This window comes from Plantactinospora soyae, assembly GCF_014874095.1.
Classification (GTDB): domain Bacteria; phylum Actinomycetota; class Actinomycetes; order Mycobacteriales; family Micromonosporaceae; genus Plantactinospora; species Plantactinospora soyae.
Window position 1 is genome coordinate 9,587,417 of sequence record NZ_JADBEB010000001.1, and the last position, 15,953, is coordinate 9,603,369.

General features: G+C 71.9%; 13 protein-coding genes. 4 read left to right on the forward strand and 9 right to left on the reverse strand.

Annotated elements, in window-relative coordinates:
- The 4 genes from H4W31_RS41800 to H4W31_RS41815 all read right to left on the reverse strand — a co-directional run bounded on the left by H4W31_RS41800 (position 1) and on the right by H4W31_RS41815 (position 4,437).
- On the reverse strand, positions 1-933 hold the full coding sequence (locus tag H4W31_RS41800; protein WP_192771639.1) for an ABC transporter ATP-binding protein: 933 nt from the start codon (positions 931-933) through the stop codon (positions 1-3).
- Between the two features lie 138 nt (positions 934-1,071).
- Positions 1,072-1,605 (reverse strand): hypothetical protein, encoded by a 534-nt coding sequence (locus H4W31_RS41805; RefSeq protein ID WP_192772810.1) that lies wholly within the window; start codon positions 1,603-1,605, stop codon positions 1,072-1,074.
- An 8-nt stretch (positions 1,606-1,613) separates the two neighbouring features.
- Entirely contained in the window at positions 1,614-3,491 is a 1,878-nt protein-coding gene (gene dnaG, locus H4W31_RS41810) for a DNA primase (RefSeq protein WP_192771640.1), read from the reverse strand.
- Between the two features lie 103 nt (positions 3,492-3,594).
- Positions 3,595-4,437, reverse strand: coding sequence for a siderophore-interacting protein (locus H4W31_RS41815; RefSeq protein ID WP_192771641.1), 843 nt, complete (start codon positions 4,435-4,437; stop codon positions 3,595-3,597).
- 153 nt (positions 4,438-4,590) lie between these two features.
- Here H4W31_RS41815 and H4W31_RS41820 point away from each other — a divergent pair, with 153 nt between their 5' ends.
- Complete coding sequence (locus H4W31_RS41820) at positions 4,591-4,815, forward strand: potassium transporter TrkA (protein ID WP_192771642.1); 225 nt, start codon at positions 4,591-4,593, stop codon at positions 4,813-4,815.
- A 228-nt stretch (positions 4,816-5,043) separates the two neighbouring features.
- Positions 5,044-6,531: a cation:proton antiporter domain-containing protein gene (locus tag H4W31_RS41825; RefSeq protein ID WP_192771643.1), complete on the forward strand. Its 1,488-nt coding sequence runs from the start codon at positions 5,044-5,046 to the stop codon at positions 6,529-6,531.
- Positions 6,532-6,565: 34 nt separating this feature from the next.
- Here H4W31_RS41825 and H4W31_RS41830 read toward each other — a convergent pair whose 3' ends face one another.
- From H4W31_RS41830 to H4W31_RS41840, 3 genes are all read right to left on the reverse strand, one after another.
- On the reverse strand, positions 6,566-8,173 hold the full coding sequence (locus H4W31_RS41830; protein ID WP_192771644.1) for an MFS transporter: 1,608 nt from the start codon (positions 8,171-8,173) through the stop codon (positions 6,566-6,568).
- A 9-nt stretch (positions 8,174-8,182) separates the two neighbouring features.
- Positions 8,183-8,878 (reverse strand): SDR family NAD(P)-dependent oxidoreductase, encoded by a 696-nt coding sequence (locus H4W31_RS41835; protein ID WP_192771645.1) that lies wholly within the window; start codon positions 8,876-8,878, stop codon positions 8,183-8,185.
- A 192-nt stretch (positions 8,879-9,070) separates the two neighbouring features.
- The gene (locus H4W31_RS41840) at positions 9,071-10,345 is read right to left on the reverse strand and encodes an NAD(P)/FAD-dependent oxidoreductase (protein ID WP_192771646.1); all 1,275 of its coding nucleotides are present in this window, start codon (positions 10,343-10,345) and stop codon (positions 9,071-9,073) included.
- Positions 10,346-10,556: 211 nt separating this feature from the next.
- Between H4W31_RS41840 and H4W31_RS41845 the strand changes: the two genes are divergently transcribed.
- Positions 10,557-12,083, forward strand: a complete 1,527-nt coding sequence (locus H4W31_RS41845; protein ID WP_192771647.1) for an alkaline phosphatase D family protein — start codon at positions 10,557-10,559, stop codon at positions 12,081-12,083.
- Positions 12,084-12,098: 15 nt separating this feature from the next.
- Positions 12,099-13,568: a hypothetical protein gene (locus tag H4W31_RS41850; RefSeq protein WP_225945948.1), complete on the forward strand. Its 1,470-nt coding sequence runs from the start codon at positions 12,099-12,101 to the stop codon at positions 13,566-13,568.
- Positions 13,569-13,646: 78 nt separating this feature from the next.
- Here H4W31_RS41850 and H4W31_RS41855 read toward each other — a convergent pair whose 3' ends face one another.
- Positions 13,647-14,687, reverse strand: coding sequence for a LacI family DNA-binding transcriptional regulator (locus H4W31_RS41855; RefSeq protein ID WP_192771648.1), 1,041 nt, complete (start codon positions 14,685-14,687; stop codon positions 13,647-13,649).
- A gap of 79 nt (positions 14,688-14,766) precedes the next feature.
- Positions 14,767-15,891, reverse strand: coding sequence for an NAD(P)/FAD-dependent oxidoreductase (locus H4W31_RS41860; protein WP_192771649.1), 1,125 nt, complete (start codon positions 15,889-15,891; stop codon positions 14,767-14,769).
- Positions 15,892-15,953: the final 62 nt, after the last annotated feature.

The following is a 15,953-nucleotide window of genomic DNA, read 5'->3' on the forward strand; positions in this document are numbered from 1 at the left end:
TCAGTCCACCAACGTCCGGCCGGTGAGGTGCAGGAAGACGTCCTCCAGGCTGCTCCGCCGGACCAGCACGCTGGCCGGGGTCAACGCCCGGTCGTGCACGCCGGCCACCGCCGCGTCGCCGTCGGTGACGTAGAGCAGGATCCGGTCCGGCAGCACCTCGATCCGCTCGCCGATACCGGCCAGCTTGCCGGCGAAGTCCTCCTGGGCGTCGGTGGGAAAGCGCAGTTCGACCACCTCACGGGTGGAGTACCGCTCGATCAGCGTCCGGGGTGACCCCTCGGCCACGATCCGACCGCCGTCCATCACCACCAGCCGATCGCAGAGCTGCTCGGCCTCGTCCATGTAATGGGTGGTCAGCACCAGCGTCACGCCCTGCTGCTTGAGCCGGAACAGTCGTTCCCAGACCAGGTGTCGGGCCTGCGGGTCCAGCCCGGTGGTCGGCTCGTCGAGCAGCACGATGTCGGGCTCGTTGACCAGCGCGCGGGCGATGGTCAACCGGCGCTTCATGCCGCCGGAGAGCGGCTCCACCTTGCTGTTGGCCCGCTCGGCGAGCTGCACGAAGTCGAGCAGTTCGTCGGCCCGCTCCCGGGCCACCCGGCGCGGGATACCGAAGTAGCGCGCGTACGTCGTCAGGTTCTCCCGGACGGTCAGCTCGGGATCGAGGTTGTCCAGCTGTGGACAGACCCCGAGGCGCGCCCGGATCGCCGGCCCGTCCCGGCCGGGATCCATGTCCATGATCCGTAACTCGCCGCCGGTCGGGGGTGAGACACAGCCGATCATCCGCATCGTCGAACTCTTGCCGGCGCCGTTGGGCCCGAGGAACCCGAACGCCTCCCCGGCCCGCACGTCGACGTCGATCCCATCGACGGCGGTGAAGTCGCCGAACCGTTTGACCAGCCCTCGGGCCTGGATGAGAACACCGTCGCTCGCCACGGCGTCGACCCTAACCGCCTGGTCCGACACGTCCACCGAGTTTCCGCCCCCGCCGGCCCCACCTGGCCGGGGCCCGGAAACGGCCCGGGACCGGAAACGACCCGGAACCAGAAACGGGCCGGGATCAGGAAACCGGGATCACAGGTCCGGATCGGTACCGGCGCGGGCCGCCGCCACCAGCGCGTCGGTCTCCTCGACCACCGCGCCGTCGCCGGTCGGCGTACCGGGGTCGTAGCGGACCGTCCAGGTCAGGCCGTCGATGCCGCGTACCCGACGGGCCGCGATCCGGACGCCGCCGCCGGGCAGCCGGTGATGGGCGGTGTAGGCGACCGAGCGGGTAACCCGGGCCCGCACCTGGTGCGGCACGTCGCCCGGATCGACGAGCAGGTACGTCCGGACCGCCCCGTCGCTGACCACCCGGTAGTCGGTCCGCTCCTCGACCAGGTCGGCGCGGGTGACCGCCAGATCCCGGCCCGACCAGACCGCCTTGTGGATGTCGTGCCAGCCGATCCGTGCGGCGTCGCCCGGCAGCCACAGCCCCCGGTCGGTGACCACCACGATCTCGTCGCCGTCGGCCACCTTGGCCCAGTCGAGCACCCGCTCGTCCCGGTCCAGCCCCGCCGGACGGCGGGCGGCCGGCAGCCGCCGCCCCCGGGAGAAGAGGTTGAACAGCGCCACGGCTACAGACCTCCCATCGCCTGCTCGCGCAGGGCTCGGGCGTGCTGCTCCAGCGAGAGCAGCTCCCCGAAGAGCGTGAAGTACTCGTCCTTGTTGGCCGCCGGATTGACCCGCTGGACCTTCGACTTCAGGTCCCGGATCCGGGTGGTGACCGCACCCCACTCCAGCCGGGCCAGGGTGATCGAGACGTACCGGGGGTCGGGCTCGGCGTCGATCCGCAGCGGCTCGACGGCGAGCTCGCCGACCAGCGCGGCGGCGCCGAGGTCCCCGCAGGCGTCCCGTACCCGTTCGATCCAGACCGCACCGGCGGTCGCCGACGCCGCGCCGCCGGCCGCCTCGATCCCCGCCCGGACCGCCTGGTGTACGGGGTTCAGGTACGACTCCGGCGCGAGCGCGTCGAACATCGGCCCGGCCAGCACCGGCACCTGGAGGGCGAGCTTCAGCGCCTCCCGCTCCACCATCGACTGCGGGTTGTCCACCACCGGCACGGGTCGACCGGGCCGGGCGGGTTCGGCGGCCGCTCCCCGACGCGTCGTCCCGGTGGCGGGCTGCGCGGCGGCGTGCAGCACCGCCCGCTGCACCGGCTCGATCTCCATGCCGAGGTCGCCGGCCAGCTTGCGGACGTACTCGGGGCGCTTTTCCCGGTCCTTGAGCTTGGCCACCAGCGGCGCCGCCTGGCGCATCGCCTCGACCCGGCCGTCGACGGTGTCCAGGTCGAACCGGTTGAGTATGTGACGCAGCGCGAAGTCGACCAGCGGCTCCCGCCGGGCGACCAGGTCACGCACCGCCAGGTCGCCCTTTGCCAGCCGCAGGTCGCACGGGTCCATGTTGTCCGGGCTGACCGCGATGAAGGTACGTCCGACGAACCGCTGGTCGTCCTCGAAGGCGCGCAGCGCCGCCTTCTGCCCGGCGGCGTCCCCGTCGAAGGTGAAGATGATCTCGCCGGCCACCGCGTCGGTGTCCATCAACAGCCGGCGCAGCACGGTGATGTGGTCGGTGCCGAACGCCGTGCCGCAGGTCGCCACCGCGGTCGGTACGCCGGCCAGATGACAGGCCATCACGTCGGTGTAGCCCTCGACGATCACCGCCCGCCCCTGCCGGGCGATCTCCCGCTTGGCCTGCGAGATGCCGTAGAGCACGTGCGACTTCTTGTAGATCGGCGTCTCGGGGGTGTTCAGGTACTTCGGGCCGTCGTCGGCGTCGAGCAGCTTGCGTGCCCCGAAGCCGATCACGTCGCCCGTCAGATCCTTGATCGGCCAGAGCAGCCGGCCCCGGAACCGGTCGATCAGCGAGCCGGACCGCGCCTCGCGGGACAGGCCGGCGGTGACCAGTTCCGGCCCGGTGAAGCCCTTCTGCCGCAGGTGCTTGGTCAGCGGGTCCCAGGCGTCCGGCGCGAATCCGCAGCCGTACGTCTGGGCGGCGGTCCGGTCGAAACCGCGCTGGGCGAGGAACTCGCGGGCCGGCCGGGCACCGGCGGTGCCGAGTTGCCCGGCGTAGAACTCGGCGGCGGCGGCGTGCGCGGCGACCAGGCGCTGCTTCTGGCCCTGCTGCTGCCGGACCGGCGCCGGTCCGGCCTCCATGTACCGGAGCTGGATGTTGGCCCGGTCGGCGAGCCGTTCGACCGACTCGACGAAGGTCAGGTGCTCGGCGTCCATCAGGAACTTGATCGCGTCCCCGCCGGCACCACACCCGTGACAGAAATAGACGTTCCGGGCGGGAGCCACCGTGAAGGACGGGGTCTTCTCGTCGTGGAACGGGCAGAGCCCCTTGAGGTTGCCACCGCCGGCGGACCTGAGCGTGACGGTTTCGGAGATGATGTCGGCGATCGAGGTGCGCTCCCGCACCACCGTGATGTCCTCGTCCCGGATCCGACCAGCCATCCGTCACCCCCTCCGGCGTACATCCTGCCCTGCCGGACTGATTCGCCCGGCGAAGGGGGTACGCCGACGGGCCCGGGTTCCCGGCCGGGTGGCGCGGCGCGGCTCAGCGAACCGCCGCGGCCGTCTCCTCAGCCTCGACGAGCCGGTTCCACTCGGCCTTGGACGAGCGCCAGCTCTCGTCGTCGTCACCCCGGCGCCAGTAGCCGGAGATGGAGAGCCGCTCCGGAGGTACCCGCAGTTCCACCCGGAGCATCCGGCGCAGTTCCCGGACGAAGTTCGCCTCCCCGTGCACGAAGGCGTGCACGGCACCGGGCGGGAAGGTGAGCGCCCGTACCGCCTCGACCAGGGCCTCGCCGACGACCCGGCCGGCGCGGTGCACCCAGACGATCTCGGCGGTTCCGGTGCTGGTCAGTAGCTGCTCCTCCGCCGCCCCGGCCACCTCGATGAAGACCCGGGCCGGAGCGCCGTACGGCAGCCGCTCCAGCGCCACGCCGATCGCCGGCAGGGCGCTCTCGTCACCCACCAGCAGGTGCCAGTCGGCCGCCGGGCTCGGGGCGTACCCGCCGCCGGGGCCGCGGAACATGATCTGGTCGCCGGGACTTGTGTGGGCGGCCCAGGGACCGGCCAGCCCCTCGTCGCCGTGGTAGACGAAGTCGAGGGTCAGCTCCCCGGTCGCCGCGTCCCAGGCCCGGACGGTGTACGTCCGCATCCGTGGCCAGTGCTCGCGCGGCATCTCGCGGCGGATCGCGTCGAGGTCGCAGGGCACCGGATAGTCGACGCCGGGCGGCGGGAAGATCAGCTTCACGTAGTGGTCGGCGTACGCGTCCGCGGTGAAGCCGGCCAACCCGTCCCCGCCGAGCACCACCCGGATCATGTGCGGGGTGATCCACCGCTTGCGCAGCACGGTGGCGTGCCTGACCCCGGTCCCGTTCTTACCATCCGCCATTAGATTAGGCTAGCCTAACTCGTCAAGATCCGGCGACCCGACCCCCGCTTTCCCGCCCCACGGCGACGTAGGCTGACTGCCACGAACCACCGCCGCCGATCGGCGCACCGGTCGATTCGTCCGTGAAGCGGTCATTTCACTGGGGAGAAGGTCATGGGGCAGGGCGTACACGTGCAGGAGCTGCCGGGCATCGGCAAGCGGTATGACATCGATCTCGGACACGGCGGCGACCGCGTCTCGGTGGTGGTACGCCGCGACGGCACCCGTGACCTCTACGTCTTCAACTCCCGCTCCGACGAACCGGCCGCGGTCATCGAACTGAGCGAGGAACAGTCCCGCAAGGTCGGCGCGGTACTCTCCGGCACCTTCTTCGCCTGAGGTCACCGGCTCCGCCGATCCGCTTCACCATCCCGTCCGACGCCGGGCATCCGCCTGGCCCGACGCCGCCCCCGACCCGGCACCGCCCCTTGCACCGCCCCTTGCCTTCCGGCACCGCCCCTCGACCCCCCGGCACCGCCGCGCCCACGTCCCGGCGGTGCCCCCGACGCCGCCGAACCCGGGCCCGGTACGCCAGGCCGCCCGGCACGACACCTGGTGGGAGACGTCATGCACGCTGATCTGATCGGGTTCGGTGCCATAGTCCTGATCGCCGGGCTGGTGGCCCGCGCGGGGCGCCGGATGGGGCTGCCCAGCATCCCGTTCTACATGCTCACCGGAATCGTGCTCGGGCCGGCCACGCCCGGTCCGGTGCTGATCGAACATCCCGAGGACCTGGCCCTGCTGGCCTCCATCGGCCTGGTGCTGCTGCTGTTCAACCTCGGGGTCGAATTCCCGGTCCAGCAGGTGTTCGGCAGCGGGAAGCGGCTCTTCATCGCCGCCGGCTGCTCCATCGGTCTGAACGTCGGCGCCGGCCTGGCCTTCGGGTTCAGCCTCGGCTGGGGCACCTCGGAAGCCTTCGTGATCGCCGGCGCGCTCGGCATCTCGTCGTCGGCGATCGCCACCAAGCTGCTCATCGAACTGCGCCGGCTGGCCAACGCCGAGACCCCGATCATCCTCGGCATCATCGTGATCGAGGACCTGTTCCTCGCCTTCTACCTGGCCCTGCTCTCCCCGATCCTGGCCGGCGCCAGCTCGCCGGCGGAGATCGCCATGCACATCGGGATGAGCTTCGGCTACCTGCTGTTGCTGGTGCTGGTGGCCAGGTGGGGTGCCCGGGCCGTCGGCTGGCTGATCGGCAGCCACGAGGACGAACTGCTCGCGATTCTGATGGTCGGCCTGGTGGTGCTGGTGGCCGGGCTGTCGGCCGAGGTCGGCGTCTCCGACGCGATCGGCGCACTGATGATCGGCCTCGTCGTCGCCCGGACCGCCGTACGGGAACGGGTGGAACGACTGGTACTGCCGCTCCGGGACGTCTTCGCCGCGATCTTCTTCGTGGCCTTCGGGCTCAGTATCGACGTCGGCGCGTTCGGGTCGGTGGCGGTGCCGGTGGCGATCGCCGTGCTGATCACCATCGTCGTCAACATCGCCTCCGGGCTCGTCACCGGCTCGCTCTTCGGCTTCAACCAGCGGGGGGCGAGCAACGTCGGGCTGACCGTACTCGGCCGGGGCGAGTTCTCGCTGATCCTGGCCTCCCTGGCGCTGGCCGCCGGGCTGAACCCCCGGATCGGGCCGTTCGTCGCGCTGTACGTGCTGATCCTGGCGGTGCTCAGCCCGATGTTCGCGGCCCAGTCCCGCTACCTCGCCCGGGTGATCCCGGACCAGCTCCTCCGGTCCCGCTGGCGGTACGTCCGCGAGGAGACGATGAGCACCGCCTGCTCGCACGGCGACCGGATCCACATCACCGAGACCGACACCGAGAACTGCGCGCAGTGCGTGGAGGCCGGCGAGGGCTGGGAACACCTCCGCCTCTGCCTGACCTGCGGCGCGGTCGGCTGCTGCGACGACTCCGCCAACAAGCACGCGACGGCCCACTTCGAGGAGACCGGGCACCCGCTGATCCGGTCGATCGAACCGCGCGAGGACTGGCGGTACTGCTACGTCGACGGAACGCTGGTCCGCGAGCCGATCGGCCCCCGCCCGAGCGCCGAGTCCTGACCCCGGGCCACGGGTCGGCCCCGGCCGGCGACGACTACGGGTTGGCCTCGGCCGGCAGCAGGTGGCTGACCTGCGGTACCCCGTCGGCATGGGCCAGTGCGCGCAACTCGGCCGCCTGGTCGGCCTTGGTCAACCGGCCACCGTGCTGCCGCAGGTGCTCGTCCCAGGAGGGCAGTTCGTAGACCTCGACGAAGAGGTCCGCCGACTCGCCCTCCCGGAACAGGCCCCAACGCATCGCCCCGGTGCGCTGCCGGGCGGCCCGGACCTCCTCCATGGCCGTCACGAACCGCTCCCGATGCTCCTCCCGGACGGTGTAGGTCATGATGACCATCACCGGCCCGACACTCGGATCGGGTTCGTGCACCAGGTCGAGATCCGGCCAGTGCGTCGCCGGATCCCGCTCGACGGCGCGGAGGTCCGGCAGCGGCCACATCCGTACGGTCAACGCACCTCCGATCATCAGCACGGCGGCGGCCAGATGGGCGACGACCAGGCTCGACGCGTCCGCGACGATGCCCCAGGCCAGTGCGCCGAGCGCCTGCCCGCCGGCGAAGCACACCTGGTAGACGGCCAGCCCCCGGGCGCGTACCCAGCCGGGGAGGAAGAGCTGGATCTCGGCGTTGACGTTGGACAGCACCGTCACCCAGGCCAGACCGGCCGGCACCAGGGCGATCAGCACCACCGCCTCGATCTTGACCAGCGCCACCACGAGCATGGCCAGCCCGTACGCCATCCCGGCGATCAGCAGGAACTGGTTCGGCGAGAGCCGGGACCGTACCCAGGGCAGCACCAGCCCGCCCGCGACCGCACCGACGCCGAGGGCGGCCAGCAGTACGCCGTACCCGCCGGAGGAGAGCCCGAGTTGCCGGCTGGCGACCAGCGGCAGCAGCGCCCACAACGCACTGCCGGGTACCAGGAAGAGCAGGGCCCGCAGCAGCAGCCGCTGCACGATCGGCGAGTGCCGGACGTACCGGCCGCCGGCCCGTAGCGCGGCGGTGAACCGCTCCGGCACCTCGACCGAGCGGGCGTTACCCGGTCGCCAGCGGATCAGGACGAACGCGAAGAACAGGAAGGCCAGGGTGTTGAGCGCGAAGACCAGCGGTACCCCGGTCCAGGCGATCAGCAGGCCGGCCAGCGCCGGGCCGACCGACCGGGCCACGTTGACACTGATCGAGCCGAGTCCGGAGGCGGACTGCAACAGGTTGCGCGGCACCAGGTCGGGAATGACCGCCGCCCACGCCGGCAGGGTGAGCGCCTGGCCGACCCCGAAGGCGAAGGTCAGGGTGAGCAGCAGCGCCGGGGGCATCCGCCCGGTCGCGGTGAGCAACGTCAGTGCCACACCCACCCCGACGATGAAGAACTGTACGGCGATCAGCAGCCGCCGCCGGTCGAGCGTGTCCGCCAGGGCGCCGGAGGGCAACGCGAGCAGCAGGATCGGCAGCATGCTGGCGGTCTGCACCAGGGAGACCAGGGTGGAGGCGTTCCGTTCGTCGATCAGCAGCCACTGGGCACCGACGGTCTGCATCCAGGTACCGATGTTGGCGACCAGCATCGCCACCCAGAGGTTGCGGTAGGTCGCCACCCGCAGCGGCGCCCACGCCGAGGGTGGTGGCTCGGCGGAAGCCGGCCCGGCGCTGACCATCGGAGCCGGTTACCAACGTCCGTCGGCGCGTAGCACCTTCTGCCCCGAGACGTAGAGATCGTCGGCCCCGAGCAGCAACAGCCGGACCACCTCGGTCGCCACCTGCTCGGGCAGCGCGAAGATCGTGTCGAGGAAGTCGGCACCGACCCGTTCCTGGAGCTTGGTGTGCATCGGGCCGGGATGGATCTCCATCACCTTGATGCTGTTCGTCCCCTGCGCCTCGGCCAACGACTCGACCAGGCTGGTGCCGAAGCTCTTCGTGGCCCGGTAGAGCGGGATGCCGGGCCGGGGCACGTCGGTCGCCAGCGCGCTGACGTAGACGATGTTGCCGTACCCCTGTTCCCGCATCCGGATCAGCGCCTCGTGGAACAGGAACGCGGTGCCGAGCACGTTCACCTCGACCGCCTGGCGGATCATCTCCGGGGAGAGTTCCTCCAACCGGCCGCCGGCCCACATCGCGGCGCAGTGGGCCAGGCCGTCGATCGGGCCGTACCGGACGACGACCTCGGCCAGGGTGTCCCGGACCTGCTCGCTGCGGGACACGTCGCAGACGATGCCGTCGCAGCCCAACTCGTCCCGGGCCCGGGACACCTCGTCCGGCAGGTTGCCGAGAACGACCACCCGGTGCTCGGGGGCGAGGATCCGGGCCACCTCCATCCCGAGCCCGCTGGTGCCGCCGTCCACCACGAATGTCCTGGGGTTCATAGGCCCACTCCAGTTCCTGTCCGCGGCTCCCGGCCAACCACACCCGTCCTAGCAAGGAGGTTTCCACCTCGCGCCGGGACGTGCGGCAGGATCGGGCAATCGCGGTACCCGATCCTGATCGCCGGGTGGGGTGTTTCCGCAGGAGTGGGCCCGACCGGCCGCCCTGACCGGATCAGCGTCGCCCTGACCGGATCAGCGCAGCAGGTCGGTCAGCGGCACCTCGGGATCGGCCAACCGGTCCGGGTCGACGGACCTGCCCTGGTGGCCGGCCCGGACCAGCGCCTCCAGCGGCTCGCCGTCGTCCCAGCGGTTCACGTTCATCGCGGCCAGCACCCGGCCGGCACGCAGCCAGAACGCGACGAACTCCGGATCGGCCGTCGGGCGGATCGACGGATCACCCCGGAACACCACCCGGTCGTAACCGTCCGGCCCGACGTGGCCCCGGTACTCCATGCCGAGCGACGGGGTGTCGGTGTACTGGTCGGTGAAGAAGTACGGGATGCGGTCGTACTCGACCGGCTGGCCGAGCATCGACCGGGCCGCGGCCGGGCCACCGTTGCGGGCGTTCGACCAGTGCTCGACCCGCAACCGGGCCGCCAGCAGCGGATGGTACGCGGCGGCGACGTCACCGCAGGCGTAGATGTCGGGATCGGCGGTCCGCAGCGCGGCGTCGACCACGATCCCGTCGTCCACCTCCAGCTTGGCCGCCTCGGCCAGCTCGGTGGCCGGCCGGATGCCCACCCCGACCAGCACCAGATCGGCGGGGAGTTCCGTTCCGTCGTCCAGCACCACACCGGTCAGCCGGCCGCCCCGCGCACCGAACTCGCGTACCCCGGCGCCGAACCGGAAGTCCACCCCGTGGGCCAGGTGCAGGTCGCGGTAGATCGCCGCCACCTCCGCACCGAGAACCTGGCGCAGCGGAAGCTCGTCCTTCTCCACCACGGTGACCGGGCAGCCGTGCGTACGGGCGGCGGCAGCCACCTCCAGGCCGATCCAGCCGGCGCCGACGACCACCACCGGCCCGCCGGAGCGCAGCGCGGCGCCCAGCTCGTCCGAGTGCTCGATCCCGCGCAGGTAACGGACCTCGGGCAGGTCGGCACCGGGTACGTCGAGGGTCCGGACCCGGGAACCGGTGGCGAGCAGCAGCTTGTCGTAGCGCAGCGGCTCGGAGCCGTCCAGGGTGAGCGTCCGGGACTCCGGATCGAGGTCGGTGGCCCGACGCCCCAGCAGCAGTTCGACCCGCTGCTGGCCGTACCAGTCCGCGTCGTGCACGAAGGCCTTCTCCCTCGGCTCCGTCCCGAGCAGATGGCCCTTGGACAGCGGCGGTCGTTCGTACGGTCGCTCGATCTCCTCACCGACCAGCACGATCCGGCCGACGAAGCCCTCCGCGCGAAGTGTCTCGGCGGCCTTCGCTCCGGCCAGCGAGGCACCGACGATCACGAAGGTAAGTCCACTCGGTTGCGTCATGCTCGTCAGCTTGCCCTGTCGACCCTCTTGATCACACCTGGTCGATCCCGCCGATCGGTCCACCTGCGGCGCGAAGGTGAGTCGGCCTCGCACCGCCGACCGGGACCGGGACCGCCGGCCATCCGCTCGCCTCGATGCGACACCCCGGCGTCATCAGGGGTTCCACGTCGATGCTTGCCCCGTTAAGAGTGGCCCTCCAAGGTTACCGCCCATGAGGAAGATCAATCGCCGCATCTTCGTCCTGGGTGGACTCGGGGCCGTCGGTGCCGTGGCGGTCCCGATGAAGAGCGCCCTGGCCGCGGCCCCCTACCCATTCAAGCTGGGCGTGGCCTCCGGTGAACCAGCACCGGACAGCGTCGTCCTGTGGACCCGGCTCGCCCCGTCGCCGCTGAACGCCGACGGGCAGGGCGGGATGGCCAACGCCGACGTGACCGTCGAGTGGCAGGTCTCGGCCAACGAACGGTTCAGCACGCTGGTCGCCTCGGGTTCGGTCGCGGCCCGGTTCGCCGACGCGCACTCGGTGCACGTGATCGCCGGTGGGCTCGCTCCGGACGCCGACTACTTCTACCGGTTCCGGGCCCAGGGGCACGTCTCGCCGGTCGGACGTACCCGGACCGCACCGGCGACCGGCAGCTTCGGCCGGGACCTGGTGATGGCCTTCGCCTCCTGCGCGCACTACGAGTCGGGCTACTACACGGCGTACCGCCGGTTGGCCGAGGACAACCCCGGCCTCGTCCTGCACCTCGGCGACTACCTCTACGAGGACGCCACCTCCGCCGGCTCGGTACGCGAACACGCCGGCGCCGAGATCGTCTCGCTGGCCGACTACCGCCGCCGGTACGCCCAGTACAAGTCCGACCCGGACCTCCAGGCGGCACACGCGGCGGCACCCTGGCTGCTGGTCCCGGACGACCACGAGGTGGAGAACAACTACGCCGGCACGGTACGGGAGAACAACACCCCATCGCTGACCGCCGCACAGTGGACCGCCCGGCGTACGGCGGCGTACCGGGCGTACTACGAGAACCTGCCGCTGCGGCCGAGTTCGGCACCGGTCGGCAACAGCATCTCGCTGTACCGCCGGATCCGCTGGGGCCAGCTCGCCACCTTCCACATGCTCGACACCCGGCAGTTCCGCGACGACCAGGCCTGTGGGGACGGGCGGAAGGTCTGCGCCGACGCGGACCTGCCGAGCCGTAGCCTGACCGGTGCCGCCCAGGAGGCGTGGCTGCTCGACGGCCTGGCCCAGCACTACGGCACCTGGGACATCATGGGTCAGCAGGTCTTCTTCGCCCGGCAGCTCGACGCGGCCGGGGCGGCCAGCATGGACTCCTGGGACGGCTACCGCGCCTCCCGGTCCCGGGTGCAGCAGGGGTGGACCCAGCGCGCCGTCCGCAACCCGGTGGTGCTGACCGGCGACGTCCACCAGGCCTGGGCGAACAACCTGAAGGCCGACTACGCCAACCCGGCGTCGGCGACCATCGGCACCGAGCTGGTGTGCACCTCGATCTCCTCCGGCGGCAACGGGTCCGCCGACACGGCGATCCCGAACGGCAGCGTCAACCCGCACATCCGGTTCTTCTCCAACCGGCGTGGCTATGTGCGTACCACGATCGGCCGGACCCAGCTCCGGGCCGACTTCCGGGCGGTGGCCAGTGTCACCGAGCACGGCGCCCCGGTTTCCACGGTCGGTTCGTTCGTCATCGCCGATGGCCAGCCCGGCCTCCAGTCCGTCTGAAACAGGAGTGCCCGGATGACCGCCATCACCTCGCTGCTCGTCACGTCCCTACTCGCGATCTCCCTGCCGGCCGGCCCGGCGACCCCGGTTCCCGCCACCCCGGCGGTTCCGCCGACCACCAGCCCGGTTCCCACCAGCCCGGTCCCGGTCACCCCGATCCCCACCCCCGCCACCCCCACGACTCCGGCCGGCACCGGCCCGGCGACGTCCGCGCCCACCAGCCCGGCGCCCACCAGCCCGGCGACTCCGCCGATGCCGGGTCGTCCGGCGGTTCCGCCGCCCGCCGGCCTGGTCGCGGCGGCCGTACCGGTCACCTGGACCACCGCCAACAGCGTCGCCACCGGGGACCAGGACGTACCGGCGATCGCCGCCAACCGCAACGGCCGGGTCGCCGTCGTCTGGGAGGACGACCGCGACGCGACCGCCCCGGAGGACGACCTCCACTCGGAGGTCTACCTGCGGGTCTTCAACAACGGCACCCCGGTGTACGAGCTGAAGCTCTCCGCCGGTGGCACCGCCGGAACCAACTGGAAGCACGTCACCCCGGACGTCGGGATCGACGACCGGGGCAACGTCGTGGTCGTCTGGTCGGACGACCCGGACGGCAACGGCTTCTACAACGTGCCATACCGGGTGGTGTCGCCGACCGGCAGCGTGCTCGCCTCGGGCCGGGCCAACGCCGCCGCCGACGGCCAACAGCTCTGGCCGAAGGTGTCGGTCGACCCGGACGGTGTGCCGAACAGCACCACCGCGGTCGGGTTCACCGTGGTCTGGGAGGACGTCCAGGGCACCCTGCCGCCCTCGGTCCGGGCCGCCGGCTACACCGGCAACACCACGAAGGCGTACGAGGTGCTGGTCAGCCAGGCGACCGGCTCGCATCACCGCCCGGACGTGGCGGTGTCGGCCTCCGGTGACGCGATCGTCGTCTGGGACGAGGACTCCGACGCCAACGCCAGCTTCAACATCGGCCTCGCCCGGTTCGCCCGGTCCAACGGCGCGGTGAACCTGTCCCGGCGGGTGGCCAACTCGGCGTCCGGCGGCCAGCAGCGGCGCCCGGCGGTGGCGGCCAACTTCACCGGCGACTTCAGCGTCGCCTGGGAGTCCGACCACACCGGAACTCCGGGTGTCTGGACCCGGTCGTTCAGCGGTACCGGCGCCGCCCGGCACGACGACGTCGAGGCGTCCACCGGCACGGGTGCCGTCGCTCCCACGGTCGGCATCGACGACCAGGCCAACGCGGTGGTCGGCTGGACGGTGCAGATGGCCAGCCAGGACGTCGCGGCCCGGGGCTTCAACCGGGACGGTACGGGCACCGGCCGGCTGCCCGGTCAGGTGCTCGGCCAGACGACGACGGGTCGACAGGAGCAGATCGCGCTCACCTCCTCCCCCTGGGGTGAGGTCAGCGTCTGCTACACCGACGACAACGACGGCAACCTGTTCGACCAGATCATCCTGGGGGTGGACGGCTCGAACTCCGACTGGTAACCCGAAATGGCTCCGGCCGCCGGTCGCCGCACCCCCGACGGTGTGCGTCGCCCGGCGGCCGGAGTTTCCGTCGCGGTGTCATCCGCCGCCGTGTTCGCGCTGTCCCGGGGGCACCGCCCCGGGGCCCTCGCCGCACGAGGCCCGGGCCACCAGTGTCGGCGCGAGGATCAGGGTGACCGGCTCGTCGGGGCGTTCGACGACGAGTTCGGCCGCCCGCCGGCCCATCTGGTACGACGGCTGGGCGATCACGCTGATCCCGAGCGCGGGAGCCCAGGCGAAGTCGTCCATCGTCAGGAACGCGACGTCGTCGGGGATCGCGACGCCCCGGCCGGTCAGCGCCGAGTGGACGGCGACGGTGAGCCGGCCGGTGGTGCAGACGACCGCGTCCAGCGGCCGGTCGCGGCTCCGGGCCCACGCGAGCAGCGAGCCCACGGCATCGCCCACCTCCGTCTCGCTCTCCGCGACGGTCACCGCCTCCTCGGGCAGCGGCAGACCGAGTTCGGCGAGCGCCTGCCGCAGTCCCGCCGTGCGTTCGAGCTGGGAGGGCCGGCGCCCGGCGGTGACGACCCCGACCGACGTCCGGCCGTGCCCGGTCAGGTGCGTGGCCATCAGCCGACCGGCCGCGACGTTGTCCAGGCTGACCGAGTGCACCCCGGGCGGCGGGTCCGGCACGGTACGCGCGACGACCACGCACGGCGCGCCGCTCTCGGCCATCCGCCGGGTACGACTGTCGGCCGTCTCGCCGGTCGTCATGATCAGCCCCCGGACCCGCTGCTCGTCCATCGCCCGTACCTGGGCGACCTCCCGGTCGACCTGGCGGAACGTGTTGGTGAACAGCACGAGACTGTCGTTGGCGGCGGCGACCTCGTCGATGCCACGGATCAGATCGAGGTAGAAGGGGCTGGTCAGGTCCCGGATGACGACTCCGATCGTGCTGGAGTGCCCGGCGAAGATGCTCCGGGTGAGCGCATTGGGGGTGTACGCCAGCCGGGCGACCGCCTCCCGTACCCGCCCGGCCGTCGGTTCGGCGACCGCGCCACCGTTGAGTACCCGGGAGACCGTGGCCGTGGAGACGCCGGCGTACGTGGCGACGTCGCCGATGGTCGCTCGCCTCACCATGGTCCGCGCCCGCCGTTCCGGACGACGATCTCGCCACTGAACAGCACGGTCCGTACCCGGTGCAGTTGTGCCGGATCCGTCACCGGGCCGCCGGGCCGAGCCGCTCGAACCGGAACGCGGCCAGGGCGTCGGCGTGGTCGGCGCCGAGCACCTCGGCCGCGACCAGGTCACCGGCGTGCACGCTCAGGGTCGCGCCGCTGTGCGAGACGGCGAAGTGGAAGTTGGGCAGCTCGACCGCCCGGCCCAGGACCGGGAGGCCGTCGCCGGGGATGGGCCGCTCCCCCACCCGGACGCTCTCCACGGTGGCGGCCCGGATCCCCGGGTAGAGCGCCCGGCCCGCCTCGACCACCTGCTCGACCGCCGACGGCTCGACCTCGACCGTCCCGCCGGCGGACCGGTACGTCGCACCGTCGATCTCCTCGCTGTGCAGCAGCAGCCGTCCGGCGCCGTCGGGACGCAGGTGGACCAGTGGGGCGTGGACGACCCGGGACACCGAAACCGCGACCGGCGAGGTGTAGACGAGCACGCCCCGGGTGTTGCGCATCGGCAGGGCCAGTCCGGCGAGGGCGGCGATCCGGTCGGCCCGTGGCCCCGCACAGTTGACGACGGCATCCGTGCCGAGCCGCCGCCCGGAGGCGAGCCGGACCGCGCGTACCGTCCCGGCGGTCACCTCCAGGCCGGTCACGGCGTCGTTCCGGACGAGTTCGGCGCCCCGGGCGACCGCGTTCGAGAGCAGGTGGGCGATCAGGCGGGTCGGCTCGATCCAGCCCTCGCGCGGAAAGTAGGCGATCTCGTACGCCGGAAGCGCGGCCGGGTCGATGTCGGGTTCGAGGCGTACGGCCTCGGCGCGGTCGAGCCAACGTGCCTCGTACCCGTAGTCGAGGACGCCGTCGACCTTCTCGCGCAGCTTCGCCCGCCCGGCGTCGTCGGCGGCCCACTCCAGGTTGCCGCCCTCGTGGTACCAGTCGCCGTGCGGCACCTCGGCCGCCAGTTTCCGGTGTGCCGCCATGCTCGCCACGCTGAGGTCGTGGTAGGTCCGGGGCTGCTTGCCGCAGGAGTTGGTCCAGGAGAATGTCGCGCCGGAGGTGCCGCTTCCCGGCGCACCGGCGTCCACGACGGTGACCCTGGCCCCCCGCCGGGTCAGCGAGGCGGTCACCGCCGCCCCGTAGACCCCGGCACCGATCACCACCACGTGCTCGACCATGCCGAGCCACCTCCCGTCCGCTCGCTGAGGTCGGTATCCCGCAGATGTTCGTCCCCGTCGAT

Bases quoted from the DNA above. Each gene is read 5' to 3' on its own strand.
- H4W31_RS41825 (WP_192771643.1), top strand. From the start codon at position 5,044: ATGCACGCTGATCTGATCGGGTTCGGTGCCATAGTCCTGATCGCCGGG.
- dnaG (WP_192771640.1), bottom strand. From the start codon at position 3,491: ATGGCTGGTCGGATCCGGGACGAGGACATCACGGTGGTGCGGGAGCGC.
- H4W31_RS41815 (WP_192771641.1), bottom strand. From the start codon at position 4,437: ATGGCGGATGGTAAGAACGGGACCGGGGTCAGGCACGCCACCGTGCTG.
- H4W31_RS41855 (WP_192771648.1), bottom strand. From the start codon at position 14,687: ATGGTGAGGCGAGCGACCATCGGCGACGTCGCCACGTACGCCGGCGTC.
- H4W31_RS41860 (WP_192771649.1), bottom strand. From the start codon at position 15,891: ATGGTCGAGCACGTGGTGGTGATCGGTGCCGGGGTCTACGGGGCGGCG.
- H4W31_RS41835 (WP_192771645.1), bottom strand. From the start codon at position 8,878: ATGAACCCCAGGACATTCGTGGTGGACGGCGGCACCAGCGGGCTCGGG.
- H4W31_RS41845 (WP_192771647.1), top strand. From the start codon at position 10,557: ATGAGGAAGATCAATCGCCGCATCTTCGTCCTGGGTGGACTCGGGGCC.
- H4W31_RS41820 (WP_192771642.1), top strand. From the start codon at position 4,591: ATGGGGCAGGGCGTACACGTGCAGGAGCTGCCGGGCATCGGCAAGCGG.
- H4W31_RS41830 (WP_192771644.1), bottom strand. From the start codon at position 8,173: ATGGTCAGCGCCGGGCCGGCTTCCGCCGAGCCACCACCCTCGGCGTGG.
- H4W31_RS41850 (WP_225945948.1), top strand. From the start codon at position 12,099: ATGACCGCCATCACCTCGCTGCTCGTCACGTCCCTACTCGCGATCTCC.
- H4W31_RS41840 (WP_192771646.1), bottom strand. From the start codon at position 10,345: ATGACGCAACCGAGTGGACTTACCTTCGTGATCGTCGGTGCCTCGCTG.